Below are 24520 nucleotides of genomic sequence, written 5' to 3' on the forward strand. Positions count from 1 at the left end.
CACAGCGCGCCAGGCCCGTCGTGCACGACGACTTCTCCAGCTTCTTCGACTTCCTGCCCATCGGGGCCTACCGCTCGCACCCTGACGGCACGATGCTGCGCGCCAATCCGGCGCTGGTGCACATCAACGGCTACAGCACCGAGGCCGAACTGCTGCGCGCCGTGCGTGACATCGGCAGCGAGTGGTATGTGCAACCCGGGCGGCGGCGCGAGTTCATGCGCCTGCTGGCGCGCGATGGCCAGGTGCAGGGTTTTGTCTCTGAAATCCACCGCCATCGCTCGCGCGAACGCATCTGGGTGCGTGAACACGCCCATGCGCTGCGCGACGCCGAAGGCCGGGTGCGCTGCTACGAAGGCACGGTCGAGGACATCAGCGACCTGGAACACAGCCGCGACCAGGTCGACCGCATCGCCGACCAGGTCTCGGGCATGGTGTTCCGCACCGTGATGCAGCCGGACGGCACCCGGGTGTTCTCCTACGTCAGCCGCGGCGTGCGCGAGCTGCTGGGCCTGACGCCGGAGCAGGTGATGGCCGATGGAGACGCCATCCGCCGCCTGTGGCACCCGGCCGACGCCGCCCGCGTGGCCGCTGCCAGCGAGGCCGCGCGGGCCAGCGGCCGCACGCTGTCGATCGAGCACCGCGTGGTGCTGACCGACGGCACCGAGAAGTGGCTGCACGTGCGATCCACGCCGGTCCACCTGTCGCCGCAGCGCAGCGAGTACGCCGGCGTGGTGATCGACGTCACCGCCCGCAAGCGCGCCGAGGCGCGGCTGCTGGAGAGCAACGAGCGCTGGAAGCTGGCGCTCAACAGCACCGGCGACGGCGTCTGGGACTGGAACCTGCAGACCGGCGACGAGACCTACTCCGAGCAGTTCCTGGCGATGTACGGCTACACCGAGGCCGACCTGGCGCACAACCCACGGGTGCTCGACAGCCTGACCCACCCCGACGACGTGCCCGCCATGCTGCGCGACCGCGAGGCCCATTTCAGCGGCCGCACGCCCACCTACGTGAATGAGCACCGCGTGCGCTGCCATGATGGCCAGTGGAAGTGGGTGCTGTCGCGCGGCCTGGTGATCGAGCGCGACGCCGACGGCCGACCGGCCCGCATGATCGGCACCCACACCGACATCACCGCGCGCCGCCAGGCCGACGCGCTGCGCATCGAGCGCGACCGCGCCGAGGCCGCCAACCAGGCCAAGACCCAGCTGCTCTCGCGCGTCAGCCACGAGCTGCGCACGCCGCTCAATGCGGTGCTGGGTTTTGCCCAGCTGCTGCAGCGCGACCTGCCGCCCGGCAGCACCGCCACCGAATGGACCGGCCACATCCTGCAGGCCGGTCGCCACCTGCTGGACCTGGTGGACGAGGTGCTGGACCTGTCCGCCGCCCAGAGCGGCCAGCTGCAGCTGAGCCTGAGCGACCTGTCGGCCGAACCCCTGCTGGACGAGGCCTGGTCCATGGTGCAGGCCGCCCCGCTGGCAGGCCGGCCGCCCTGCTCCCTGGTGCGCGACATCCCGCCGGCCCTGCCGCCGGTGCGCGCCGACCGCCGCCGCCTGCTGCAGGTGCTGGTCAACCTGCTGAGCAACGCGGTCAAGTACAACCGCCCGGGCGGCGCCGTGCATGTGGCGCTGCGCGCCGACGGCCCGGCCATCGTCTTCGAGGTGCGCGACGAGGGCGAGGGGCTGACCCCTGAGCAGATTGCCCGCCTCTTCAGCCCCTTCGAGCGCCTGGACGCCGCGCGCCGCGGCATTGAAGGCACCGGCCTGGGCCTGTCGCTGTCGCAGCAGCTGGCGCAGGCCATGGGCGGCACGCTGAGCGCGCACAGCGCGCCGGGCCAGGGCGCGACCTTCGCGCTGCGCCTGCCCTGGGCCTGACCGGGCGCGCAGCGGTTCAGCCGCTCAGGGCCCTTCCAGCCGCCGCAACAGCGGTGACGGCGCGCGCGCCAGGCGGCGAGCGTTGAGCAGGGCGCGGTGCAGTGGCTGCAGCGGCGCGCGTGCCGCCGCGGCGATCAGCGTCAGCTCCAGCAGGTCGCGCTGCAGACGGCTGCCGCCCAGGCGCGGCCAGTGTGGGCGGCTGGCGCGCAGCGCGCTGCAGGCCGCCGCGGCATCGCCGCGGGCCAGGGCCAGCAGTGCGCGCATCACCGGCAGCGCCACCTCGCGGGTGACGGCGTGGTTGCTGCGGCGGGCGTCCTCGGCCTGCATCGCACGGGCGGCGACGCGGGCCACCCAGCGCTCGGCGCGCACCAGCTCATCGGCGCCCAGCAGGGCCAGCAGCACATGCAGGTCGTGGAAGGCGCACAGGCCGGCCTCGCCCTCATCGGCGGGCCAGGCCGCCAGCAGCTGCACCAGGCGTGCACCCACATCCTCGCCCAGCAGGTGCAGGCGCCACAGCAGGGCCACGGCATCGCGGTGGTCGGCGTCACCCACCAGCGTGGGGCCGCTGAGGTGGGCATCGATCAGGCGGTGCACGCCAGGCAGGTCGAGCGCCTCCAGCCGGAACAGGCCCATGTGCCACCACAGGTGGGCCGCCAGCGCCGAGTCGTCGGCCCAGCCGGCCTGGTGCTGGCGCAGCCAGGCGGTGCCGTCGTCAAAGCGGCCCTGGCTCTCCATCACATGCGCCACAGCCAGCACGGCGCGCGGCACCTGGGGCTCGCGCGCCAGCGCCCGCCGCGCCACGTCCTCGGCCTGGGCGTCGCGCTGGTTCTCCTGCAGACCGAAGGCATACAGCCCCAGCAGGTGCGGCTGCAGCGGGTCCTCGGGGGACCACTCAGGCAGCACCTCGGCCGGGCGCGTCTGCAGCGGCGGCAGCTCGCCGCGGCGCAGGTCCCAGGCCTGGGCCCACAGCAGGGCCAGTGCGTCGTGCGGGTGCTCCAGCAGCAGGTCGTCCCAGATCTGGCAGGCCAACGCGCAGCGGCCCTCCACCAGTGCCTGCAATGCGACCAGGTGGCGCTGCTCGCGCGGCGGGGCGTCGTCGATGCCGCGGGCCGCGGCCGCCAGCGCGGCGAGCACGCCGTCGTCGACCCGGCCATCGGCGTGCAGCAGGCGCTGGCCGGCACGCATCAGCTGCGGCCAGGCCCAGCGCGGGTCGGCGGCGCAGGCCTGGTCCAGCGCGTCCTCGGGCGAGCCGATCTGGCTGACCAGGCGCCACAGCGCGGTCTCGGCCGCGTCGGCCGCCGCGCGCGAGGTCGTGCCCAGGCGCTGATCGCGCTGGTCGCGCAACTGGGCCGGGGCCGCGGGCGTGCTCATGGCGCGATCTTAAGGCTCGGGCCAGTCGCGCAGCGCCGGGCGGAGCTGCTCCCAGGCGCGGGCCAGGCGCAGCACGCCGATGTCGTCGTGGCGCCGTCCGGCGATCTGCAGGCCGATCGGCAGGCCGCGGCGGTCGTGGCCGGCAGGCACCGAGATGGCCGGCTGCTCGCTCATGTTGTAGGGCAGCGTGTAGGCGATGTGCTCGAAAGGGCGCTCGGGGTCGTTCAGCGGGCTGGCCTGGGCCGCACCAAAGGCGACGTCGGGGCTGACGGGCGAGAGCACATAGTCCACCGCGTGGGTGCCGGCGATGGCGGCGTCGCGCAGCGCGGCGATCTGGCTGAAGCCGCGGAAGACCTCTTCGCCGCTCATCTGCGCGCCGCGCTCGATCCAGCGGCGGATGTAGGGCAGCACCTTGGCCTGGCGCTCGGGCGGCAGCGCGGCGTAGTCCAGCCACGAGCGCATGCGCCAGAAGCGGTCCAGGCCGTCGACCATCGCGCGGGTGGAGATCGGCTTGAGCTCCACCAGCTCGGCGCCTTCGGCGGCCAGCATCAGCGCGGCCAGCATCACGGCGTCGCGCACCTCGGGCTGCAGCGGATCGCCCCAGCCGGCATCGAGCAGCACGCCCAGGCGCAGGCCCTTCAGTGGGCGCTGCAGGTCCAGCCAGTCGATGTCGGCGGGCGGCAGGCTGCTGGCGTCGCGCCAGTCGGGGCGGCTGAGCACGCTCATCGCCAGCGCGCAGTCGGTGACCGTGCGCGTCAGCGGGCCGGCGACGCGGCCGATGTAGGGCGGCTTGATCGGGATGCGGCCCAGGCTGGGCTTGAAGCCCACCACGCCGCACCAGCCGGCGGGCAGGCGGATCGAGCCACCGATGTCGGTGCCCAGGTGGATCGGGCCGTAGCCCATGGCCGCGGCGGCGCCGGCACCGGCGCTGGAGCCGCCCGGGTTGCGGCGCAGGTCCCAGGGGTTGCGGGTCAGGCGGTGGAAGCTGGACAGGCCCGAGCTGAGCATGCCCCAGTCGGGCATGGTGGTGCGGGCCACGAAGACCGCGCCGGCCTCGCGCAGGCGGGCGGTGGGTGGGGCGTCCTCGCGCGCCGGGGTCAGCAACGACGCGGCACAGCCCAGCGGCTGCGGCACGCCGCGCGAGGCGATGTTTTCCTTGAGGGTGACGGGCACGCCGTCCAGCGGCCCCAGCGCGGCGCGGCGCGCCCAGCGGGCCTCACTCGCACGGGCCTGGGCCAGTGCCGACTCCGGGTCGAGCCCCCAGGTGGCGGCGACGCGGCGGTCGCAGGTGTCGATGCGCTCCAGGACCGCCTGGGTGACCTCCACCGGCGACAACTGGCGCCGACGGTACAGCGGCGCCAGTTCGGCCGCGGGGATCGCGTGCAGCGCGCTCTCTCGCTGATCAGGGGGCATCGGCAACCTCGGGCGGCCCGCGCAGGGGCGACAGGCCCGATGGTGCCTCAAAACACCGGCCAGGGCCGGTGGGCGGGACGATCAGTCGTCCTGGCTCTCGTGCCGCGCAGCGGCGGCGTAGAGGTCGGCGGCGAAACCGGGGTCGGAGTGTTCCCAGTGGCGGGCCATCTCACGCACCTCGGCGGCGTCGTCCATGCGGCTGCGCTGGCGCGGCGCGGTGACCTGATGGGCCAGGTGGCGCGAGATGCCCGACAGCAGCGCCAGGAAGGCGGTGGCGGCGATGCGCGCACCGCGCGGCATGCCCAGGGTGGGGGCGGGATGGAAGGTCTGGGAGGTGATGGCAGCCATGGTGTGCTCCTTCGGGGTGTCCGATCAAGCGGCTCGCCGCGTCCCGCGAGCCAGGGGAAGGGGTCAGCGGTAACCGACCGGTGCGCTGCGCAGTCGCCACGGCCAGCAACGCAGCCAGGACGCGACGACTTGTCGCAGCGAGGCAGCGCGGGGACGGGGGGACGTTTGCAGGCTCATGGGACGCAATCCTAGGGTTAGCACCAGTGTTTGTCGACTGAATATTCTTCAAGTTAGATATAAATTTCCGGCATGTCTCGCCCGCAGGCCAATTTCCGCACACTGGACCTGAACCTGTTGCGGGTGTTCGACACCCTGATGGCCGAAGGCAGTCTGACCCGCGCCGCCGGCCGCCTGGCCATGACCCAGCCGGCCGCCAGCCATGCGCTGCGTCGCCTGCACGAGTCGCTGGGCGAAACGCTTTTCGAGCGCAGCGCGCGCGGCATGCAGCCCACCGCGCGTGCGCAGGCGCTGTGGCCGCAGGTGCGCGCAGCGCTGGCCGGGCTGCAGCAGGCACTGGCGCCGCAGGATTTCGACCCGGTCGCCGACCCGGTCAACTTCCGCCTGGCGATGGTGGACGCCACCGCGGTGCTGCTGATGCCGCACCTGATCGCCACCGTGGAGCGCAGCGGCGCCGCGGTGAACTTCCGGGTGCTGCCGCTGACCACGCGCGACCCGCGGGCCCTGCTGGCGCGCGGCGACGCCGACCTGGCGGTGGGCCACTTCCCCGACGCCATCACCGGCCTGGTGGCCGAGGGCGACACCGCCACACTGCGCCACCAGCAGCTCTACGAGAGCCGCTACGTGTGCGTGATGCGCCGCACACACCCGCTGGCCAGCCAGCCGCTGGACCTGGACGCCTACTGCGCCGCGCAGCACCTGCTGGTGAGCTTCTCGGGCCGGCCGCACGGCTTTGTCGACCAGGCCCTGCTGGCGCTGGGGCGGCGCCGGCGGATCGTGCTGACGGTCAACCAGTTCTACACCGCCGGCCAGGTGGTGGCCGGCTCCGACCTGCTGACCGTGCTGCCGGTGTCCTTCCTGGGCGCCACCGGCGTGCCCGACGCGCTGGTCACGCGCGAGCTGCCGTTTGCGCTGCAGCCGATCCAGGTGGCCATGCTGTGGCACATGCGGCTGGACGCGGTGCCCGCCCAGGCCTGGCTGCGCCAGCAGGTGGCGCAGGCGCCGACACCCGCCTGATCAGGCCGCCGGCCAGGCCACGCCCACCGACAGCCCGCCCAGCCGCGCCGAGCGGCCCAACGTGATGCGCAGCCCGCCCGCCTGGGCGATGCGCCGCACGATCGACCAGCCCAGGCCGCTGCCGGCCTGGTCCTGCGTGGCACTGGCGCGGAAGAAGCGCTCGCCCAGCCGGGCCTGGTCGGCCTCTGACAAGCCGGGGCCGCTGTCTTCCACGCTCCAGCGCACGCCGCCGTCCGCCGCGGCGATCGTCACCTGCACGGTGGCGCCATCGGGGCTGTAGCGCAGCGCGTTGTCGACCAGGTTGCGCAGCAGCATCGCGGCGAGCGCCTCGTCCATCGCCAGCGGGCAGTGATCAGGCGCGTCCAGCTCCAGCGTCTGGCCGCGCGCCAGCGCCTGTGGCGCCAGCTCGCCCAGCAGCCGGCGCGCCATCGCCGCGCCGTCGTGCACGGCGGCGGCGCGCTGGCTGGCGCTGCCGTCCAGCCGCGCCAGCGTCAGCAACTGCTGCACCAGGTGCACCGCGCGGTCGCAACCGGCGATCGTGGCCTGCAGCGCATGGCGGCGCTCAGCCTCGTCGGTGGCGCCCAGCGCCACCTGGGCCTGGGTGCGGACGATGGCGATCGGCGTGCGCAGCTCATGCGCGGCATCGGCGGTGAAGCGGCGCTCGCCATCGATCAGCCGGCCGATGCGCTCGAGCAGCGCATTGAGCGCGTCCAGCGGTGCCTGCAGCTCGGTGGGTGCCGTCTCGGACAGGGCCACCGGCGAGAGCTGCTGCGGCGCACGCTGCTGCAGCACCTCGCCCAGCTCGCGCAGTGGCGCCAGGCCCTGGCGCACCGACCACCACACCGACAGGGCCACCAGCGGCAGCACCAGCAGCAGCGGCCCGAAGGTGCCCTGCAGCACCGGCCACAGCACGTCCAGCCGCACCTCCTCCTGCTCGGCCACGAAGACCTGCACGTCGTCCTCGGCGCCGTTGGCAGCGAACAGACGCCAGGTCTCGCCGCGGTACTCGATGGTCTCGAAACCCTCGCGCAGCGTCGACAGCGGCGCGCCGTCGGCGTTGGGCGAGTGCGCACCCAGACGCCCCTCGTGCCAGACCTGGAAGGCCACCTTGCGCTCGTAGGGGTGGCCCTTGCGGCCGCCGCCCAGCGCGTGTTCGATGGCTTCGGCGTCGTCATCGCCGTGCCCGCCCGACTGCTGCGCCACCAGCAGCGCGGCCGATTGCGACAGGTGGGCGTCGAACAGCTCGTCCAGCTCATGGCGCGCATCCCAGGCCGTCCACAGCGCCGCCAGCAGCCACAGCGTGCCCACCATGGCCAGCGTGCGCAGCGCCAGGCGCAGCTGCAGCGAACGTGCTGTCATGCCGGCGGCGTGCGGGCAATGGTGTAGCCCACGCCGCGCACGGTGGTGATCAGCTCGGGCTTGAGCTTCTTGCGCAGGTGATGGATGTGCACCTCCACGGCGTTGCTCTCCACCTCCTGGCCCCAGCTGTACAGGCTCTGCTCCAGCTGCTCGCGCGAGAGCACGCGGCCGGCGCCCAGCATCAGCGCCTGCAGCAGGTCGAACTCGCGCATCGACAGCGCCACCGGCTCGCCGTCCAGCGTCACGGTGCGCGCGGCCGGGTCCAGCGCCACGCCCTGGGCCTGCAGCAGCTCCTGCACCTGGCCGTGGGCGCGGCGCACCAACGCGCGCAGGCGGGCGCCCAGCTCATGCAGATCGACCGGCTTGACGACATAGTCGTCGGCGCCGCCGTCCAGGCCGCGGATGCGGTCGTCGATCGCGTCACGCGCGGTCAGCACCAGCACCGGCAGGCTGCCGCCGGCAGCCCGGGTCTGGCGCAGCACCTCCATGCCATCCAGGCCGGGCAGGCCCAGGTCCAGCACCGCGGCGGTGTAGGCGCCGCTGCGCAGCTCGCGCTCGCCGGCCAGGCCATCGCGCACCCAGTCCACCTGGAAGCCCTGCTGGCGCAGGCCGGCGCGCAGGCCGTCACCCAGCAGCGGATCGTCCTCGACCAGCAGGATGCGCATCAGTGGCCTTCCTTGTCGTCATCGTCATCGTCGTCCAGCAGCGACTTCAGCGCGGCCAGCGGACCGGTCGCCGGGGTCTGGCCGGCCGATGCAGTCTGCCATGACGCATCCGGCTGCGGCGCACTGTTCCACTGCCAGGCCCAAAAGCCCAGCACCGCCACCAGCAGCGCCGCGCCCAGCGGTGCCCAGGCACGCTGGGCGGATTCCTCCGGGTGGCCCTGCTTGCGGCCGGTGAACATCGCGCGCACCAGGTTCTCGCGGTGGGCCAGGCTGCCCACCAGCACGCCCAGCAGGTGCACGCCCACCAACAGCAGCATCAGGTTGGCGGCCAGCTCGTGGCCTTCTTCGGCGAACTCGCCGCCCAGGTCGTTGTAGGTGGCCCAGCCCAGCGCGGTGGTCAGCGCGGCCAGCCCCAGCAGGCCGATGATGGCCAGCGCGCCTGCCGGGTTGTGGCCGGTGGTGTGCGGCGCGCGACCGGCCAGCAGGCCTTTCAGGTAGGCCAGCACGGCGGCGGGTCCGCGCACGAAGCTGGCAAAGCGCGCCGGCGTCGTGCCCACCAGGCCCCAGACCAGGCGAAAGGCCACCAGGCCGGCCACGGTGTAGCCCAGCGTGACGTGCAGCAGCCGCCAGCGCTCGCTCTCGGCGCTCAGCCAGGCGCCGGCAAAGCTCAGCACCAGCAGCCAGTGGAAGACGCGCACCGGCACGTCCCAGACGCGCACGCGGCTCATGGAGGTGTCCATCGCAGGCTCCTTACTTCGGGATGCGGATCTCGCGTTCGCGGAAGCTGCCCTCGGCGGCGCGGGTGTGGCAGGCGGCGCAGTTGCTGGCCGACTTGATCGAGGCGCGCTGGAACACGCCGGGGCCGGCCTCGTCGTGCTCGCGCACGAACCAGCGGCTGCGGGTCATGCGGTCCTCGGGCGGCGGGTCACCGCGGCCGGCGTTGGCCTGCAGCCAGTCGGCAATCGTCTTGGCGGTGGGCGCGTCCAGCGAGGCATCGGTGCCGTAGTGCTTGCCCAGGCCGCCCATCAGGTGCTGCCACGACGAGGCCGGCAGACCACGCGCCGGGAAGGCCACGTGGCAGCTGCCGCATTCGGACTGGTAGGCCGGCAGCGGTGGGGTGCGGGAGCCGTGGTCGTCGGCCTGCGCCGAGAGGGCGGCGACGGCCAGGGCGGCGGCGGTGATCCAGGTCTTCATGCTCGGGCTCCTCACTTCAGCGTCAGCAGCCAGGCCAGCACGTCGGCCTTCTCACCGGCGCTGCATTCGCGGCCGACCACATCGTTGCAGTTGCGGCGGAACCACTTCTCGGACTTGGCCAGCTCGGTGAAGCGCTCGGCATTGGCCGACGGCGCCAGCGGCTTGATCGCCTTGGCGGTGCTGGCGTGCTGGCCCGCGCCGGTGGGCGCGGCGCCGTGGCAGCTGCTGCACGACCATTCCTTGCCGTGCTTGCTGGTGAAGAAGGCCTGGCCGCGCGCGGCCTGGGCCGGCGCACCCGCCTGGGCGGTGTAGCCGGCCAGCAGCTCGGCGGGGGTGGCGGCCTGGGCCGCCAGGGCGCCGCCCAGCAGGGCGGCAAGGATCAGGGGCTTGAACATGGGGCACTCCATCGGGATGCGATGGTGCCCATGGTGTCCGTGGGGGCTTAGGCCCCTCTTAAAGCCGGTCTGACCGAAGTCAAACCGCCAGCACGGCGGCCATCGCCTCGGCGGTGCGCTCAACGTTGCCGGTGTTCAGGCCGGCCACGCACATGCGGCCCGAGCGCACCAGGTAGACGCCGAACTCCTCGCGCAGCCGATCCACCTGCGCGGCGCTCAGGCCGGTGTAGCTGAACATGCCGCGCTGGGTGAGGAAGTAGCTGAAGTCGCGCCCCGGCACCTTGGCGCTGACCACCGCGTGCAGGCGCTCGCGCATGGCCTGGATGCGCACGCGCATGCCATTGAGTTCGGCCACCCACATCGCGTGCAGCTCGGGCGTGTTCAGGATCGTGGCCACCAGCTGGCCGGCGTGCAGCGGCGGATTGGAGTAGTTGCGCCGCACCGTAGCCTTGAGCTGGCCCAGCACCAGATCGGCCTGGGCCGCATCGGGGCAGACCACGCTCAGCGCGCCACAGCGCTCGCCGTAGACCGACAGGCTCTTGCTGAACGAGTTGGCCACGAAGAAGGACAGGCCCGCAGCGGCCAGCGCTCGCACTGCGTAGGCGTCATCGTCCACGCTGTCACCAAAGCCCTGGTAGGCCAGGTCCAGGAAGGCGATCAGGCCGCGCTCCTTGAGCAGCGGGATCAGCGCGTCCCATTGGGCGCGGGTGAGGTCGACGCCGGTGGGGTTGTGGCAGCAGGCGTGCAGCAGCACCACGCTCTTGGGCGGCAGCGCGCGCAGCGCCTCGCACATCGCCTCGAAGCGCAGGCCGCCGGTGGCGGCGTCGTAGTACGGGTAGGTGCCCACCGTCAGGCCGGCCCCCTCGAAGACCGCCTTGTGGTTGTCCCAGGTGGGGTCGCTGACCCAGAGGCCACTGCCGGGGAACCAGCGGGCGATGAAGTCGGCGCCCACCTTCAGGCCGCCGGACGAGCCCACGGTCTGGATGGTGGTGACGCGCTTGTCCGCCAGCGCCGGATGGCCGGCACCGAACAGCAGCGTCTGCACGCCCGAGCGGAAGGCCGCCAGGCCCTCCATCGGCAAATAGGGCTTGGGGCCGACCTGGGCGGCGATGCGCGCCTCGGCCTCCTTCACGCAGGCCATCACCGGGATGCGGCCGGCATCGTCGAAGTAGATGCCGATCGACAGGTTGATCTTGCCCTCGCGCGGGTCCTTCTGGAAGTTCTCGTTGAGGGTGAGGATCGGGTCGCCGCCGTAGGGCTCGATGTGGGCAAACATGGTGTGCGCAGTGGGCTGAAGCTGAGTCCTGAATTATCCGTTGCCCGCGCGCGGCGTTCGAGTGCCGCTGGAACCCGCAGGCCGTGCAGTTGGCGAAGCAACGCAAGCAGGCCTAAAATACACCGGTTCGGGAACGAAATTCGGCTTCACGCCGTGTGTGAGCAGGCCTTGGTGCCTGACACCTATATTCCCGACGCCTTCTCTGAAGCCGCTGATCCTCCCCAGGTCAGCGGCTTTTTCTTGGTGTAGTAAGTCCCGTAGGCCGCATGCTCAGTGTCGTCCACCGCGTGGACCACGCCGACCTGTGGCCAGACCAACTCCGCGTAGCGCGACTCGCCTCGCTCGAAGTGTCGCTGCAGTGCCCAGAGGAAGTAGTCCACCGCCTGCAGTCCCGCCTCATGCCGTGGTGTGGACTGTCGGGCCACGATGCTGGCATCCACCTCGCGCCGCCATGTCGACTCGAAGCGGCTGCGCGCCTTGTCCAACGCCAAGCGCAAGGCAGCTGTGCGGTCAGACTGGCCCCGCGCCGCAAAGCACACGTCCACCTCCGGCGTCAGGTGCAGCCGGTTCTTGAACAGCCGCGACACCAAGGTGTCGTATAGCTCATTGGGTTGGTAGCGGTAAGCGGGATCCAGTTGATTGCGACCCTGCACATAGGCCAACACACGCCGCTTGTCGCGCACCACGGCAAAGAACGTCAAGGCGTGCTGTGTCAGGACCCGGAACACCTCGCGTCGCACCTCGGCGACATCGTCCTTCGCGTGAAACGCTGCGGCCGTCTTGCGGGCCTCTGGTTGCATCGAGGGCACACCGCGAAAGTAAGGGTCCGCCATCAGGTCGGCCCGCAGGGCGGTCAAGTCCTGCGCCAACCGGCCGGGTTCCGTCACCTCCAGCGCACCCATCATGAAGTAGCGCGAGCACCCTTCCTCGCCAACGCGCACCTGCCCACGCGCGCTGAACAAGGTGGGGTCGCCCGCCTCGTCCACGTAGCAATGGCGCCTGACAGGCGGCACCAGCGTGCTCACCGGCTCGCAGCCTCAATCTCGGACACTGTGGCCAGGGTCCGCAGGCTCACGAACACCACGCGGGCCAGCAACTTGATCACGTCCTCCTTGTGGTCGGCGAATCGGTAGGTGTCGAATCTGGCGCGAATGGTCGGGTCCTTGGGTTTACGCTCCTTGTACTGGTCGAGCACCCAGTCGATGGCCGAGCGGTTGCCCAGTCGGTAGTCCCAGGCCTCAGGAGGGATACCGCTGAGCGTGGTTTCGCCGTCAATGCGGATGCGGCCGTCCTCGGGCTCCGACTTCAGGATCGGCTTGGGCGCATAGGCCTCACCGTGGTTCTGGCGCGCTTTGGTATCGGGCACGTCCACCCGCTTGAAGGCGAAGGGCTCGGCAGACTCGTAGCCGATGTGCAAGTCCATCAGGGCCTGACCCCATCCGGCCCAACGCCAGAAGTCGGCCCGGGTGCTGCCGTGCAACGGCACGCGCGGGAACTCGCGCTTGAGGTTCTGAGCATAGGTCTCGCGGTAGTGCGGGTCGTGCAGCACGGCGTAGACGTAATGGAAGATGCCCTCCTTGGTGGGCTCGGGTAGGCGCTTGCCGGCGCCGGCTTTGTAGTGGGCAGTGAATTGCTTGAGCGCCCAGTCGGTGATGTTGTCGTGAGATTGGCCGTGATCATCGTGCCTGTACAGCGCGTAGATCTGGGTATCGCCCATGAAGTGCCAGTCGCAAACTCGGTCGGATGCAAGTGTCCTGAATACGGCTGAGGTTCCTGGTGCTGAAATCGCAAAGCTTGGCACCCGAACCTCCAAGCCGCGACCAAATAATTGAAAATGGTTGTTAGTGAGGCGATCTGAGAATGTTGGGTCTGCGTAGTAGTGCAATGAAACAAATGGCCGATAGTGCGAGGAAGCCCAGAACCGTGACGACAGGCCATGCACAGGATCACGCCTTACCTTCGCCAGCAAGGACTCACTCCATTTGATTCGACTACCAAGACGCTCCCGATCAATCTCCTTGACTCCCCTCCATCGGTTGTTCTCCTTGTTAAATTCGCTGATCATGAACTTGACCTTTGCTTCAAGGCTCGCTCGATCGCATTCATAGACCCACTCGTCACGGGCTGTATTGACACCATTGGCAGTGAGCGAAAAAACAGCCCTTCCTGTTCCCTCGCGATCGGCCAACGGCATCAATCCTGCATAATCGGTATGAGTTTGATGAAGCCAGTCATGTCTTGCGTTGGGACGAATCTCTTCGCTCTCGACTGAGGCCAAACGTGCCTTGCCAACGAATGCGAGCTTTTCGGAGGCCTCTTCGAACTCTGGTCGGCGAGAGTAGAAGATCCGGCAGCGTTCACTCTTTGAGTTACCACGCCTTTTGACTAGAAAGCTGATCGCAACGCCCGTCTTGATTCCAAAGACATTGTGCTTTGTGCCACTGAGTTTCGGGTTGTCGTTGACACTGCCGCCCAGATCCAAGATGCGTACCTCAACAAACTCCTTGGCCAAGGTTTTTCGAAAGCCGTCGGCCTCTCTGGCATCCAGGAAATTCCGATTGGTGATGAAGGCCAACACGCCGTTTTCGTCCAAACGGTCGCTTGCCCACCGAAAGAATCGGCTGTACATGTCGTAGCGCTTGGTCTTCTTCGCAGCGCTCTCTGCAACGTAGGTCTGCTTGATGCGCGCGTCGATCGCCGGGTAGGTTCGGTTCTTGTTGTTGTCGTTCTCATTCGCCTGGTTGGCGTTGTAGGGCGGGTTGCCAATGACCACGCTGATGCGCCGGGCGTTCTGGCGCCTGATGCGGGCCACGTTCTCCTCGCTGACGCTGCCGAACAGGTCGGCGGTGGTGCCGTGGGCCTGGGTGTGCAGCCCCACGTTGTCCAGCGTATCCACAAAGCACAGGCTGGCGAACTCTCGATACTCACCGGTGATGGCAGCGTAGGTGGCCTCGATGTTCAGGTTGGCCACGTAGTACGGCAGGATGGCCACCTCGTTGGCGTGCAGCTCATGGTCGTACTTGTGCTTGAGCTTGGCGGGCTGACCACGGAAGTGCTCCAGCAGCTCACAGATGAAAGTGCCGGTGCCGGTGGCCGGGTCCAGAATGTCGACGCCCTTGTCCACCAGGCTCTTGCCGAAGTGCTGCTCGCACAGCCAATCGGCGCCGTCGATCATGAAGCGCACGATCTCATTGGGCGTGTAGACCACGCCCAGTCGGTCGGCGGCCTTGGCGTTGTAGACCTTGTAGAAGTTCTCGTAGATCAGCTTTAGGAAGCTCTGCTTTTCCTGGTGGCTGCTGATCTGTGCAGCGGCGCTCTTGATGGCGGCGTAGTAGGCGTCCAGGCCGCGCAGCGTGCGCTTCTTCACGTCGCCGCTGAAGAAAGTTCCCTCGAGCTGATACAGCTCTTTGGCCACGTTGTTCTGGCGGTGGAAGTCGTCCTCGCCGAAGACTTTGGAGAAGATCTCCTCAGTCAGGATGTGCTGGATCAGCATCTCGCGCACATCGGCGTCGGTGAGGCTGGGATTGATCGCCTCCTGTGCATGCGCCAGGAAGCGCTTGGCCGCCTTGCGAAAGCCGGCGTTGTCCTTCTGCTGGCGCTCGATCATCTCGCGTAGCGCTTGCAGGACTGCGGGCAGATCGGTCTTGAACTGGGCCACCGCCTGCCGGAAGTCAGCCACTTCGGCGCGCTCGAAGCTGAAGAACAGCTTGAGCAGCTTCTCCAGTTGCGCCACGTCATCCACCGCGCAGCGCATGACCTCGTTGCGGTGCTGGATCAGCACCGCCTCATGGGTGTCCTCGAACAGGATGTTGTCCTGCGGGTAGCCGCGCTTGAACTTGCGGGCGATCTCCTCGTCCAGGTCGTCGGCCTCGTCCTTGGCCTCCCAGTAGCCGAAGGGCACGCGCAGCTCGTGCAGCAGGGCACCATCGACATAGCGGCGGTCCTTGGTGGCGGTCTGGATCTCGTACTCGGGCACGAAGATCAGATCGTGCTGACGGCCCCAGCCCTTGAGCAGGTCCTTGAAGGCCTCCCGCAAAACGGATTCACGGGAGGAACCGCTCACCTGACGCAAGCGGCTGAGTTCGCCCAAATACTGGTTGATCAGCACCTGACTCATGAGATCCCACCCTGTTGTGTTTGTTGGCGCTGATTTCAGCACACCGCCATCCGTCGGCCTAGTCGGGCCGCCACCGTTCGGAACGCCATTCTTGCAGTCTGTCCGGCCCACAGCCCCGACTGTCGCGCGCCGTTGGACACCCACCTGATCCAGGCGCACAGTGCAGCCATCGAGTGATGGACCACCCCAAGGAGAACGTGATGTCCCTGACCGACGAACTGGAACGCCTGGCCCGCCTGCATGCCGAGGGCCACCTGAGCGACGACGAGTACGCCCGCGCCAAGGCGCAAGCGCTCGCCGGTCCCTCGGTGGCGCGACAGGTCGGCCAGGGCCTCAACGGCCTGCGCCGGTCCCGTGACGACCGCTGGCTGGGCGGCGTTTGCGGCGGCCTGGCGCTGTCCACCGGCCTGGCCTCGTGGATCTGGCGTCTGGTCTTCCTGGGCCTGCTGCTGTGCGGTGGCACCGGCTTCGTGCTGTACCTGCTGGCTTGGCTGCTGGTGCCGCTGGCCGAGCGCCCGCTGCCGCCCTCGGCCCAGATCGCCTGAGGAGCGCCGCCATGCTGAGCTTTCTGCTGTGGTGCCTGCTGTTCGTGCTGTGCTGGCCGCTGGCCCTGCTGGCGCTGGTGCTGTGGCCGCTGGTGTGGCTGATCACGCTGCCGTTTCGGCTGCTGGGGATGCTGATCTCCTGGCCCTTCGTCTGGTTGGCCGCACTGATCTGGCTGCCCTGGCGCCTGATGCGCTCCTGAGTACGATGTGCGGGTGACACCGCCCATCGCCTCGTTCCGCCCGTGAGCCGCGCCGCACGCCTGCTGGATCTGCTGCAGCTGCTGCGCCGCCACCGCCGCCCGCTGACCGGCGCCGCGATCGCCGCCGAGCTGGGCATCAGCCTGCGCACGCTGTACCGCGACATCGCCACGCTGCAGGCCCAGGGTGCAGCCATCGACGGCGCGCCCGGCCTGGGCTACCAGCTGCGCGACGGCTTCCTGCTGCCGCCGCTGATGTTCGGCGCCGACGAGCTGGATGCGCTGGTGCTGGGCTGCCGCTGGGTGGCCGACCGCGCTGATCCAGCCTTGGCCGCCGCCGCGCGCGACGCGCTGGCCAAGATCAGCGCCGTGCTGCCGCCCGAGCGGCGCACGGCCGTCGAGCACAGCGGCCTGCTGGTGGGCCCAGCCACACCCGCCGAGCAGGACCCCGAGGCCCTGGCCACGCTGCGCCGCGCGATCCGCGCCGAGCACCGGCTGCGCATCGGCTACCGCGATGTCCACGGCGAGACCAGCCAGCGCGTGGTCTGGCCGCTGGCACTGGGCTTCTTCGACCGCGTGCAGGTGCTGGTCGCCTGGTGCGAGCTGCGCGGCGCGCTGCGGCATTTCCGCACCGACCGCCTCAGCAGCGTGGACGACCTGGCCGGACGCTACCCGCGCCGCCGCGCCACGCTGCTGGCCGAGTGGCGCGCCGAACAGGGCATCACTGCTGACGGAATCTGACACGGCGCAGCGCGAGCATGGTGGCTCTTCAACGGAGCCCCCCATGACCCACCCCAGCACCACCATCCTCTATGTCGCCGATCCGCTGGCCAGCGCCCGCTGGTGGGGCGAGCGGCTCGCGCTGCAACCGGTCGAAGCCTCGCCCGGCTTCGCGATGTTCGTGCTGCCCGGCGGCCTGCAGATCGGCCTGTGGAAAGCGCCCGACGTGCAGCCTGCCGCCGGCGCCCCCGGCGGCAGTGAGCTGACGATCACGCTGGGCACGCACGCCGAGGTCGACGCGCTGCACGCCCGGTGGGCCGCGCAAGGCCTGCGGGTGCTGCAGCCGCCCACCGACATGGACTTCGGCCACACCTGCACCGTGGCCGACCCGGATGGGCACCGGCTGCGGGCGTTCGCGCCGCACGCGGCCTGAGACCCCCTGGGTGCAGCGCCTCAGCCGGCTGCGGCGCTCAGCAGATCCTTCAACTGAGCGGTGGTCAATTCCTTGGGCTGTCCGCGCCAGGTCACCACGCTCTGCCGGTTCAGGGTCATGGCGTAGGGCACGCCGCGCACGCGCAGCGGGTCGAACAGCTGGCGCCGGGTATCGAGCGCAATGGGCAGCTCGACAGGGACCTTGGCCACAAAGGGGGATACCTTGCCCGCGTCCTCGTCAGTGACGGCGATGATCTCCAGGCCTGGCTCCGAGCGGCGCCATTCGTTCAGCAGGGGAAAGGTCTCGCGGCACGGCTCACACCAAGTGGCCCAGAAGTACCACATGGTCAGTGCGCTGCCAGCGCGGGGCCGGCGATCCAGGTAGGCCAACTCCGGGATCGCGATGCGCTGCCCCAGGCTGATGCCGTTGAACCAGTCCATCAGGTTGGCATGGGCCAGAGGGGTGGCGGCCAGCAGAGGGAGTGTGAGAAAGCCGCGTCGGTGCAGGGGCAGGGTCGTCATGGTGTAGGGGGACTCAGGTTCAGGCGGGCGGGGCCGCTGTGGCAGCCGCCGCACGGCCCATCGGATGTTGCTTGCGGCAGCCTGCCCAGCCGGCGTTGACGATCGCTTGCGGCAGTGGGGTGGCCAACACCCGGACGGGCACCATCCCCGATGCCAACAGCCGGCGAGCTGTCATCCTGGCCCATGGCGCGCTGCCTGAGTGAACAGGTGACGCTGAAGAACCCATCGTCGGGCACCGAAGGTCTTGGGGCGCAGCGTCACTTCACCGCCGACTCGCCGCTGGGCATCAGCGTCATCGTGGTCTTGAAGTGCGGCAAGGCCAGCAGGGGCGCGTGCGAGAGCTGCAGCGGCGCCGGGCTACTCAGCAGCTCAGCATCCAGGGGAACGATCAGCCGCCCGTTGGCATCGGCCTGCCAGCGGCGCATGACGCCTTGGACCTCCAGCGAGGCGACCGCCGCGTCGCCCTTGGCGAAACGCAGATCCAATCCTGTCGCCTTGGGCATGAACAGCGCCCAGAAGCCGGCGTGTTTGCGGATCCCTGCGGCGGCCTGCTGCACCGACTGCATCCAGTCGGCGTAGCTGCGGCTGCCCTGCGCTGGCGGATCAATGCCCACCTCGACCACCAGTCCGACTTTGACGCCCGGCGGCGCCTGCAACAAGACCTCGGGGTCTTCCTGGCGCCAATGGACGCCACGCGGCAGGACCACCAGATGATCGGCATGGATCGGCACCTCGACACGCGCGGTCGGGCTCACAAACAGGCGCAGGCCGCCCACTGGCACCGGCACGCTGGGATCCAGTCGCAGGCGCAGGCGCAGGCCGCGGCGCTGCTCAGGCGCGATGGATTCGAATGTCTCGTGGAGCTCGGCGATCTCGCCGTATCTCAGCCAGACTCGCTCAACGGCGGCCGCTGGGGTCAGGCAGAGCAGGGACAGCCCCAGGCCGAGCAGCCAGGCCATGGCGCGCAGCCCGGCGGTGCGACACGTGAAAGCCCGATGCGGCAGCGACCTCGCCGGTGGCTGCGACGACAGGCCCAAACCATGCTGGCGCAGCCCGTTGTGCGAGTCCATCAATGGCCCCACACCGCCATGCAAATCCACACCATCCGGCGCGCCATCGCACCGGCGCGAAGCCTGCACCGCCCCGTGTATCGCATATGAGTTCCCTGAAGTGATCTTGGATGCCAGTTCTTGTCGGCATCTCGTCAACACATGGTAGCCCCCGGGCCGGACTCAGGGGCTCGGCGCCGAGGGCATCTGTCGGGACGCAGTGGGTTTCCAGCCACTCTTTTCAACGCCAAGCGCCAGCAATTCAAAGAGTAACGGACCATTCCTGCCACGATAGCCACTGGCCGTGCGGATGACTCCGCGCCAGCAACGCCGTCTGCCGGCCCCAGCGCAGGCGCCAGAAGGTCTGCGCCGCCGGGTCGGCGCGGGCCTCACCAGGCACCGGGCCGGTGGGCAGCGTGATGCCGCCCAGCGCCTGCGTGCAGCGCGCATCCTCGGCCGACAGCCAGGCCAGGCCGCGCTGGCGCACCAGCGCCTCGGCCTGCGCCGCAAAGCGGGCCAGTGCCGCGTTGTCGAAGTAGGCCAGCACCCAGCTGTGCAGCAGCACCGGTTGCACGCCGGGCGGCAGCGTGTCCAGCCAGCGGGTCAGGCGGGCCAGGCCGTCGTCGCAGCGCTCGACCGGGAACGGCCGCTGGCGCGCCAATGCGGCGGCGGCCTGCAGGCGCGCGTCGCGCGCGCGGTCGCTCGGCCACAGGCAGGCGCGCAGCCAGCGCAGCGCCTGGGGGTCGGCCAGGTCCACCGGCTGCAGGTCCACGCCCAGGCGGGCGTCGAGCTGCCAGGTCGGCCCGGCGGGCGGCACGGTGCCGTGGCTGCGGGCGTCCAGCACCAGCGCGCCATCGGCCGCACTGCCCCGCTCATGCAGCGCGCCGTCCGCGCCGAGATATCGAATGCGGCAGGCATCGACCTGCAGGTTCAGGCCGGCGCTGCAGCCGAAGTCGAACAGCGCCAGCCGCGGGCGGCCGCTGAGTGCCGCCACCTGCGCCAGCGCCGGCCACAGCACGCTGCAGCGACCGATCTCGTTGGTCTGCGTGTGGCGGCACGCCAGCGTCGCGCTCAGCGCAGCGTGGTGCTGCGCCACACAGGTCTCCAGCGCCGCGCCCAGCGCGGGGTCCTCGGGCAGGCGCTGGCCACCCACGCTGGCGTACCAGGCTCCCAGGCCCAGCGGCCGGCCGTCGGCCAGCACGCGCTCGTGCAGCGCCGCCAGCAGCAGCGTGGCGCGGCGCTGGGTGGGCGGTGCGACATCGTGCAGCGCCAGCAGCGCCGGGCGGCGCGCCACCAGCCGGCACAGCCGCTGGTACAGCGGCTCCTCCTGGAAATCGTCGAGCCCGCAGCGCTCATAGCGCGCCGCGTCCGGGTGGTCGGCCAGCGGCCGTCGCAGGTCGTCGTTCATTCCCCGCAAGGCTAGCGGTCGGCGCGCTGCCAGATTGTCAAACGGTGGACAGTTGGCGAAGATACCGCCGATGGACGACGACGCTCGCCGCTTTCTGGACGGCCACTTCCCCGGCCTGCGCTGGCCGGCCGCACTGGCGCCGCTGCTGCGCAGCCGCCGGGTGGCGCGCGGCGCAGTGATCGTGCCGCAGGGGGCCAGCGGCCACCCGCTGTACGGCGTGCTCGCCGGCGCGCTGGAGATCCGGCTGCTGGCAGCAGATGGCGGGGTGTCGGTGATCGAGCATGTCGGCGCCGGCCAGCTGTTTGGCCTGACCAGTCTGGCGACCGGCGCGCCGTCCAGCTACGAGGCGGTGGCCGCCGCGCCCACCCGGCTGCTGTGCATCGACGCCGCCGCCTACACGCTGCTGATGGACACGGTGCCCGGCTTCGGCCGCGCACTGCTGCGCGAGTTCGCACGGCGCCACGATGGCACGGTGCAGCAGTTGGCTGCCGCCCGGCTGCAGGGCGGCATGGAGCGGCTGACGCTGGCCCTGGCCCAGCTGCGCCGCGAGCAGGCGCCCGCCCCCGACGGGCGCGGCGCGGTGCCGCTGCGCACCACCCAGCAGGCACTGGCCGAGCTGGCCGGGCTCTCGCGCCAGCGCGTCAACACCCTGCTGGCTCAGTTGGCATCCCAGGGCCGCGTGCAGCGCCGCTATGGCACCCTCTGGCTGCTGCCTGATTGATCCCCCAACGCGCGGGCATACATCCCGCTGGCCTGCCTGTTCAGGCGCTGAGCGCCAGGCCCTGCCCCGCCGCCATCCGGCCCACCACCGCCGCCTGCGCAAAGCCGTGGCGGGCGAACACCGCCTGCACCGCGTCCAGCGCCTCGGGCGCGCAGGCGACCAGCAGGCCGCCGCTGGTCTGCGGGTCGGTCAGCAGCGCGCGGTCCACGTCGGCAAAACCGGCGGGCAGGCTCACCTCGGCGCCGTAGCCGGCCCAGTTGCGGCCCGACGCGCCGGTGACGAAACCCTGCTCGGCCAGCGCCCGCACACCCGGGTGCAGCGGCACCGCGCGCCAGTCGATCTGGGCCTGCAGGCCGGCGCCGCGGGCCATTTCCAGGCCGTGGCCGGCCAGTCCGAAGCCGGTGACGTCGGTGATCGCGTGCACGCCGTCGATCAGCGCCAGGTCGGGACCCGGCGTGTTCAGCGCGGTGGTGCTGGCGATCATGCGGGCGTAGCCCTCAGCGTCCAGCGCGCCCTTCTTCAGCGCCGCGCTCATCACGCCCACGCCCAGCGGCTTGCCCAGCACCAGCAGGTCACCCTCGCGGGCGTCGGCGTTGCGCTTGACGCGCGCCGGGTGCACCAGGCCCAGCGCCACCAGACCGTAGATGGCCTCGACCGAGTCGATCGTGTGGCCGCCGGCCACCGGAATGCCCGCGGCCCGGCAGACGCTGGCGCCGCCTTCCAGGATGCGGCCGATGGTGGCGGTGCTGAGCTTGCCGATCGGCATGCCCACCAGCGCCAGCGCCAGGATCGGCCGGCCGCCCATGGCGTAGACATCGCTGATCGCGTTGGTGGCGGCGATGCGGCCGAAGTCGAACGGGTCGTCGACGATGGGCATGAAGAAGTCGGTGGTGGCGATCAGCGCCTGCTCGTCGTTCAGACGGTAGACGGCGGCGTCATCCGAGGTCTCGATGCCCACCAGCAGCTCGGGCGGCAGCGGCATCGCGGCGGTGCCGCGCAGGATCTCGGAGAGCACGCCCGGGGCAATCTTGCAGCCGCAGCCGCCGCCGTGGGAGAGCGAGGTCAGGCGGGGTTCGTCGGTGGGGGTCGGCGGGCGGTCAGTCATGGGATGCATTCTCCGCGGGATGGTCAGCGCAGGTCGCGCGCCAGCCGCAGGCCGGTGAATTGCCAGCGCGCCTCGGCCGGGAAGAAGTTGCGGTAGCTGGCGCGGCGGTGGCCCGCCGGGGTGGCGAACGAGGCGCCACGCAGCACCGCCTGGTTGGCCATGAACTTGCCGTTGTACTCGCCCACCGCGCCGGCCCAGGGCCGGTAGCCGGGGTAGGCGGCGTAGGCGCTGGCGGTCCATTGCCAGGCCTCGCCGAAGGCCTGGCGCAGGCCGCCGCCCGCCTCGGGTGCGCTGGCGTGCAGCCACTGCGCCGCGGGATCGATCAGCGCACGGCGCTCGGGCGCGGCCTGCAGGCGGCGCGCGGCGTGCTCCCACTCCTGCTCGGTGGGCAGGCGCAGCGGCAGGCCGCTCTGCGCGGCGGCCCAGCGGGTGTAGGCGTCGGCCTCATAGAGGTTCAGGTGCAGCACCGGCTCGGCGGGGTCGGGCGCTTGCACGCCATGCAGCGTGAACAGGCCGTCGGCGGGCGCCGGCCCTTCCCAGTACAGCGGGGCCTGGGCACCGCTGCGCTGCACCCAGGCCCAGCCGTCGGACAGCCACCAGCGCGGGCTGCGGTAGCCGCCATCGGCGATGAAGGCCGCGAACTCGGCCACGCTGACCAGGCGGTCAGCGAGCGCATGCGGCGCCAGCCAGTGGGGGTGGCGCGGGTCCTCGTTGTCGAAGCCGAAGCCGGAGCCGTCGTGGCCGATGTCGACGCGGCCGCCGTCGCAGACCAGCCAGCCCATCGTCTGCTCGGCCTCCACTGCGGGCCGCGGTGGCGCATCGCGGTAGGCCGGCCGCAGCGGGTTGGCCGACAGCAGGTGCTTCAGGTCGGTCAGCAGCAGCTCCTGGTGCTGCTGCTCGTGGTGCAGGCCCAGCTCAACCAGGCCGGCCGGTACGCGCTCGGGCTGCTGCTGCAGCAGCCGCGCCAGACGCTCGTCCACCGCCGCGCGGTAGGCCCGCACCTCGGCCAGCCCGGGGCGGGTGATCAGACCGCGCTCGGCCCGCGCATGCTGCGGGCCGATGGCCTGGTAGTAGCTGTTGAACAGCACCCGGTAGGCCGGGTGGTGGGGCCGGAAGCCGGGCTCGGCGGCTTCCAGCACCAGGGTCTCGAAGAACCAGGTGGTGTGGGCCAGGTGCCACTTGGCCGGGCTGGCGTCGGGCATGCTCTGCGCCTGCGCATCGGCCTCGCTGAGCGGCGCGACCAGCGCTTCGGTCTGCGCGCGCACCGCGCGCAGGCACTGCAGCAGCGCGGCCGCGTCGGCGGGGGATGGTGGTTCGGTGGACAGCGGCGGCACGCTCGGCCCGGTGGAAGCCCGATCAGCGGCCAGTATCACCGAAGCGTCTCGCCCGGCTGTAAGGAATCGCCCCGTTTGCACGACGAAGGGGGATCACCGGCCGTCGGCCGGTGTCTTGTCCACCGATCGAAGGAGACCCCATGATGAACCGCCGCTGGCTGCTGGGCAGCCTGTTCGCTGCCACCCTGTCCACCCTGGCCCCGCTGGCCCAGGCGCTGGAGACCCAGCCCTACACCGCCCAGGCCCTGGCCGCGGCCCAGCAGGCCGGCCAGCCGGTGGCGCTGCACTTCCATGCCGACTGGTGCCCGACCTGCCGGCAGCAGACCACCGTGCTGAATCAGCTCAAGGCCGATCCGGCGCTGAAGCTGACCGTGCTGGTCGTCAACTACGACAACGAGAAGGACCTGCGCAAGGCGCTGCAGGTGCGCACCCAGTCGACCGTCATCGTCTACAAGGGAGCCACTGAAAAGGCCCGCATCGCCGGCGAGACCGCGCCCGACAAGATCCGCGCCGCGCTGCAGGCCGCTCTCTGATCGGTCGGCGATGGTGTCGTTTCCCGAACTGGGCCTGAGCCTGGCCGCCGGCAGCCTGACCACGCTCAGCCCCTGCGTGTTCCCACTGCTGCCGCTGGTGCTGGGGGGTGCGCTGCAGGCCAACCGGCTGGCGCCGGTGGCGCTGGGCCTGGGCATGGCCAGCTCCTTTGCCGGCATCGGCATGCTGCTGGGCGCGGCCGGCCCGGCGCTGGGCCTGGATGGCGACCTGGTACGTGTGGCCGGCGCCTGGCTGCTGATCGCCTTTGCGCTGGTGATGCTGATCCCTGCGTGGAATGAGCGCTTCACGTTGCTGATGGCGCCGCTGGCCAGTGGGGCGAACGCCGCATCCTCGCGTCTGTCGGGCGGCTCGCTGGCCAGCGCCTTCGGCCTGGGCGCCGTGCTGGGCCTGGTCTGGAGCCCCTGCTCCGGGCCGCTGCTGGCCTCGGCGCTGACGCTGGTGGCCAGCGAGGGCGGCGTGGCGCGCGGGGGCCTGATCCTGGGCGTCTTCGGCCTGGGTGCGGCGATTCCGCTGGTGGCAGTGGCCTATGCCTCGCGCGCCGGCTTCCAGCGCGTGCGCGGCTGGGTGCTGGGGCGCATCGGCCTGGTCAAGAACGTCTTTGCGCTGCTGCTGGGCGGCATGGGCGTGTTGATCCTGAGCGGCGGCGACAAGTGGCTGGAGGCGCGGGTGAACAACTGGCTGCCCGAGGGCTGGCTGACCTTGACCACATTGTTCTGAACGCCAACCCAG

25 protein-coding genes are annotated in these 24520 nt (G+C 70.6%); 9 read left to right on the forward strand and 16 right to left on the reverse strand.

What is annotated here, in order from left to right; translation table 11 throughout:
* The first annotated feature begins 20 nt into the window (after positions 1-20).
* Positions 21-1874 carry a PAS domain-containing protein gene (locus KAK06_RS13545; RefSeq protein ID WP_210802652.1) on the forward strand — a complete coding sequence of 618 codons (1854 nt, stop codon included), beginning with the start codon at positions 21-23 and terminating at the stop codon, positions 1872-1874.
* Between the two features lie 24 nt (positions 1875-1898).
* Here KAK06_RS13545 and KAK06_RS13550 read toward each other — a convergent pair whose 3' ends face one another.
* From KAK06_RS13550 to KAK06_RS13560, 3 genes are all read right to left on the reverse strand, one after another.
* Positions 1899-3245 carry a tetratricopeptide repeat protein gene (locus KAK06_RS13550; protein WP_210802653.1) on the reverse strand — a complete coding sequence of 449 codons (1347 nt, stop codon included), beginning with the start codon at positions 3243-3245 and terminating at the stop codon, positions 1899-1901.
* Positions 3246-3254: 9 nt separating this feature from the next.
* Positions 3255-4658, reverse strand: coding sequence for an amidase (locus tag KAK06_RS13555; protein WP_210802654.1), 1404 nt, complete (start codon positions 4656-4658; stop codon positions 3255-3257).
* A gap of 81 nt (positions 4659-4739) precedes the next feature.
* The gene (locus tag KAK06_RS13560; RefSeq protein ID WP_210802655.1) at positions 4740-5006 is read right to left on the reverse strand and encodes a hypothetical protein; all 267 of its coding nucleotides are present in this window, start codon (positions 5004-5006) and stop codon (positions 4740-4742) included.
* 249 nt (positions 5007-5255) lie between these two features.
* On the opposite strand from KAK06_RS13560, the gene KAK06_RS13565 reads away from it, so the two are divergent.
* Positions 5256-6200, forward strand: a complete 945-nt coding sequence (locus KAK06_RS13565; RefSeq protein WP_210802656.1) for a LysR family transcriptional regulator — start codon at positions 5256-5258, stop codon at positions 6198-6200.
* On the opposite strand, the gene KAK06_RS13570 is transcribed toward KAK06_RS13565, so the two are convergent.
* The 8 genes from KAK06_RS13570 to KAK06_RS13605 all read right to left on the reverse strand — a co-directional run bounded on the left by KAK06_RS13570 (position 6201) and on the right by KAK06_RS13605 (position 15206).
* The gene (locus KAK06_RS13570) at positions 6201-7559 is read right to left on the reverse strand and encodes an ATP-binding protein (RefSeq protein ID WP_210802657.1); all 1359 of its coding nucleotides are present in this window, start codon (positions 7557-7559) and stop codon (positions 6201-6203) included. It lies immediately after the preceding gene.
* Entirely contained in the window at positions 7556-8224 is a 669-nt protein-coding gene (locus KAK06_RS13575; protein WP_210802658.1) for a response regulator, read from the reverse strand. Before KAK06_RS13575 ends, KAK06_RS13570 begins: the two co-directional genes overlap by 4 nt.
* Positions 8224-8964, reverse strand: coding sequence for a cytochrome b/b6 domain-containing protein (locus tag KAK06_RS13580; protein ID WP_247652846.1), 741 nt, complete (start codon positions 8962-8964; stop codon positions 8224-8226). The genes KAK06_RS13575 and KAK06_RS13580 overlap by 1 nt, the downstream gene beginning before the upstream one ends.
* A 10-nt stretch (positions 8965-8974) precedes the next feature.
* Positions 8975-9418, reverse strand: coding sequence for a diheme cytochrome c (locus KAK06_RS13585; RefSeq protein WP_210802659.1), 444 nt, complete (start codon positions 9416-9418; stop codon positions 8975-8977).
* A gap of 11 nt (positions 9419-9429) precedes the next feature.
* Positions 9430-9825: a DUF1924 domain-containing protein gene (locus KAK06_RS13590; RefSeq protein WP_210802660.1), complete on the reverse strand. Its 396-nt coding sequence runs from the start codon at positions 9823-9825 to the stop codon at positions 9430-9432.
* A gap of 67 nt (positions 9826-9892) precedes the next feature.
* A complete protein-coding gene (locus KAK06_RS13595; protein ID WP_210802661.1) occupies positions 9893-11089 on the reverse strand; it encodes an amino acid aminotransferase in 1197 nt (398 codons plus the stop codon).
* A 182-nt stretch (positions 11090-11271) separates the two neighbouring features.
* Positions 11272-12114, reverse strand: coding sequence for a DUF3800 domain-containing protein (locus KAK06_RS13600; RefSeq protein ID WP_210802662.1), 843 nt, complete (start codon positions 12112-12114; stop codon positions 11272-11274).
* Positions 12111-15206, reverse strand: coding sequence for a type ISP restriction/modification enzyme (locus tag KAK06_RS13605; protein WP_210802663.1), 3096 nt, complete (start codon positions 15204-15206; stop codon positions 12111-12113). The genes KAK06_RS13600 and KAK06_RS13605 overlap by 4 nt, the downstream gene beginning before the upstream one ends.
* 200 nt (positions 15207-15406) lie before the next feature.
* On the opposite strand from KAK06_RS13605, the gene KAK06_RS13610 reads away from it, so the two are divergent.
* Genes KAK06_RS13610 through KAK06_RS13625 form a run of 4 tightly spaced genes read left to right on the forward strand, consistent with a single transcriptional unit; the run spans position 15407 to position 17101 of the window.
* Positions 15407-15751, forward strand: coding sequence for a PspC domain-containing protein (locus KAK06_RS13610; RefSeq protein WP_210802664.1), 345 nt, complete (start codon positions 15407-15409; stop codon positions 15749-15751).
* 11 nt (positions 15752-15762) lie between these two features.
* Complete coding sequence (locus tag KAK06_RS13615; protein WP_210802665.1) at positions 15763-15951, forward strand: hypothetical protein; 189 nt, start codon at positions 15763-15765, stop codon at positions 15949-15951.
* Positions 15952-15993: 42 nt separating this feature from the next.
* Positions 15994-16689 (forward strand): helix-turn-helix transcriptional regulator, encoded by a 696-nt coding sequence (locus KAK06_RS13620; RefSeq protein WP_210802666.1) that lies wholly within the window; start codon positions 15994-15996, stop codon positions 16687-16689.
* Between the two features lie 43 nt (positions 16690-16732).
* Positions 16733-17101: a VOC family protein gene (locus KAK06_RS13625; protein ID WP_210802667.1), complete on the forward strand. Its 369-nt coding sequence runs from the start codon at positions 16733-16735 to the stop codon at positions 17099-17101.
* Positions 17102-17121: 20 nt separating this feature from the next.
* On the opposite strand, the gene KAK06_RS13630 is transcribed toward KAK06_RS13625, so the two are convergent.
* The 3 genes from KAK06_RS13630 to KAK06_RS13640 form a co-directional block, all read right to left on the reverse strand.
* Entirely contained in the window at positions 17122-17622 is a 501-nt protein-coding gene (locus tag KAK06_RS13630; protein WP_210802668.1) for a TlpA family protein disulfide reductase, read from the reverse strand.
* Between the two features lie 257 nt (positions 17623-17879).
* Positions 17880-18761 (reverse strand): hypothetical protein, encoded by an 882-nt coding sequence (locus KAK06_RS13635; RefSeq protein ID WP_210802669.1) that lies wholly within the window; start codon positions 18759-18761, stop codon positions 17880-17882.
* A gap of 172 nt (positions 18762-18933) precedes the next feature.
* Positions 18934-20079 (reverse strand): DUF2332 domain-containing protein, encoded by a 1146-nt coding sequence (locus KAK06_RS13640; protein ID WP_210802670.1) that lies wholly within the window; start codon positions 20077-20079, stop codon positions 18934-18936.
* 70 nt (positions 20080-20149) lie between these two features.
* On the opposite strand from KAK06_RS13640, the gene KAK06_RS13645 reads away from it, so the two are divergent.
* Positions 20150-20800 carry a Crp/Fnr family transcriptional regulator gene (locus KAK06_RS13645; protein WP_210802671.1) on the forward strand — a complete coding sequence of 217 codons (651 nt, stop codon included), beginning with the start codon at positions 20150-20152 and terminating at the stop codon, positions 20798-20800.
* A gap of 40 nt (positions 20801-20840) precedes the next feature.
* Here KAK06_RS13645 and selD read toward each other — a convergent pair whose 3' ends face one another.
* The gene (gene selD, locus KAK06_RS13650; RefSeq protein ID WP_210802672.1) at positions 20841-21905 is read right to left on the reverse strand and encodes a selenide, water dikinase SelD; all 1065 of its coding nucleotides are present in this window, start codon (positions 21903-21905) and stop codon (positions 20841-20843) included.
* 23 nt (positions 21906-21928) lie between these two features.
* Entirely contained in the window at positions 21929-23230 is a 1302-nt protein-coding gene (egtB, locus tag KAK06_RS13655) for an ergothioneine biosynthesis protein EgtB (protein ID WP_210802730.1), read from the reverse strand.
* 152 nt (positions 23231-23382) lie between these two features.
* Here egtB and KAK06_RS13660 point away from each other — a divergent pair, with 152 nt between their 5' ends.
* Entirely contained in the window at positions 23383-23772 is a 390-nt protein-coding gene (locus KAK06_RS13660) for a thioredoxin family protein (protein WP_210802673.1), read from the forward strand.
* A 10-nt stretch (positions 23773-23782) separates the two neighbouring features.
* Positions 23783-24508 carry a cytochrome c biogenesis CcdA family protein gene (locus KAK06_RS13665; protein ID WP_210802674.1) on the forward strand — a complete coding sequence of 242 codons (726 nt, stop codon included), beginning with the start codon at positions 23783-23785 and terminating at the stop codon, positions 24506-24508.
* The last annotated feature ends 12 nt before the right edge of the window (positions 24509-24520 follow it).

The organism is Ideonella aquatica (genome assembly GCF_018069755.1).
In the GTDB taxonomy this organism is placed as follows: Bacteria; Pseudomonadota; Gammaproteobacteria; order Burkholderiales; family Burkholderiaceae_C; genus Ideonella; species Ideonella aquatica.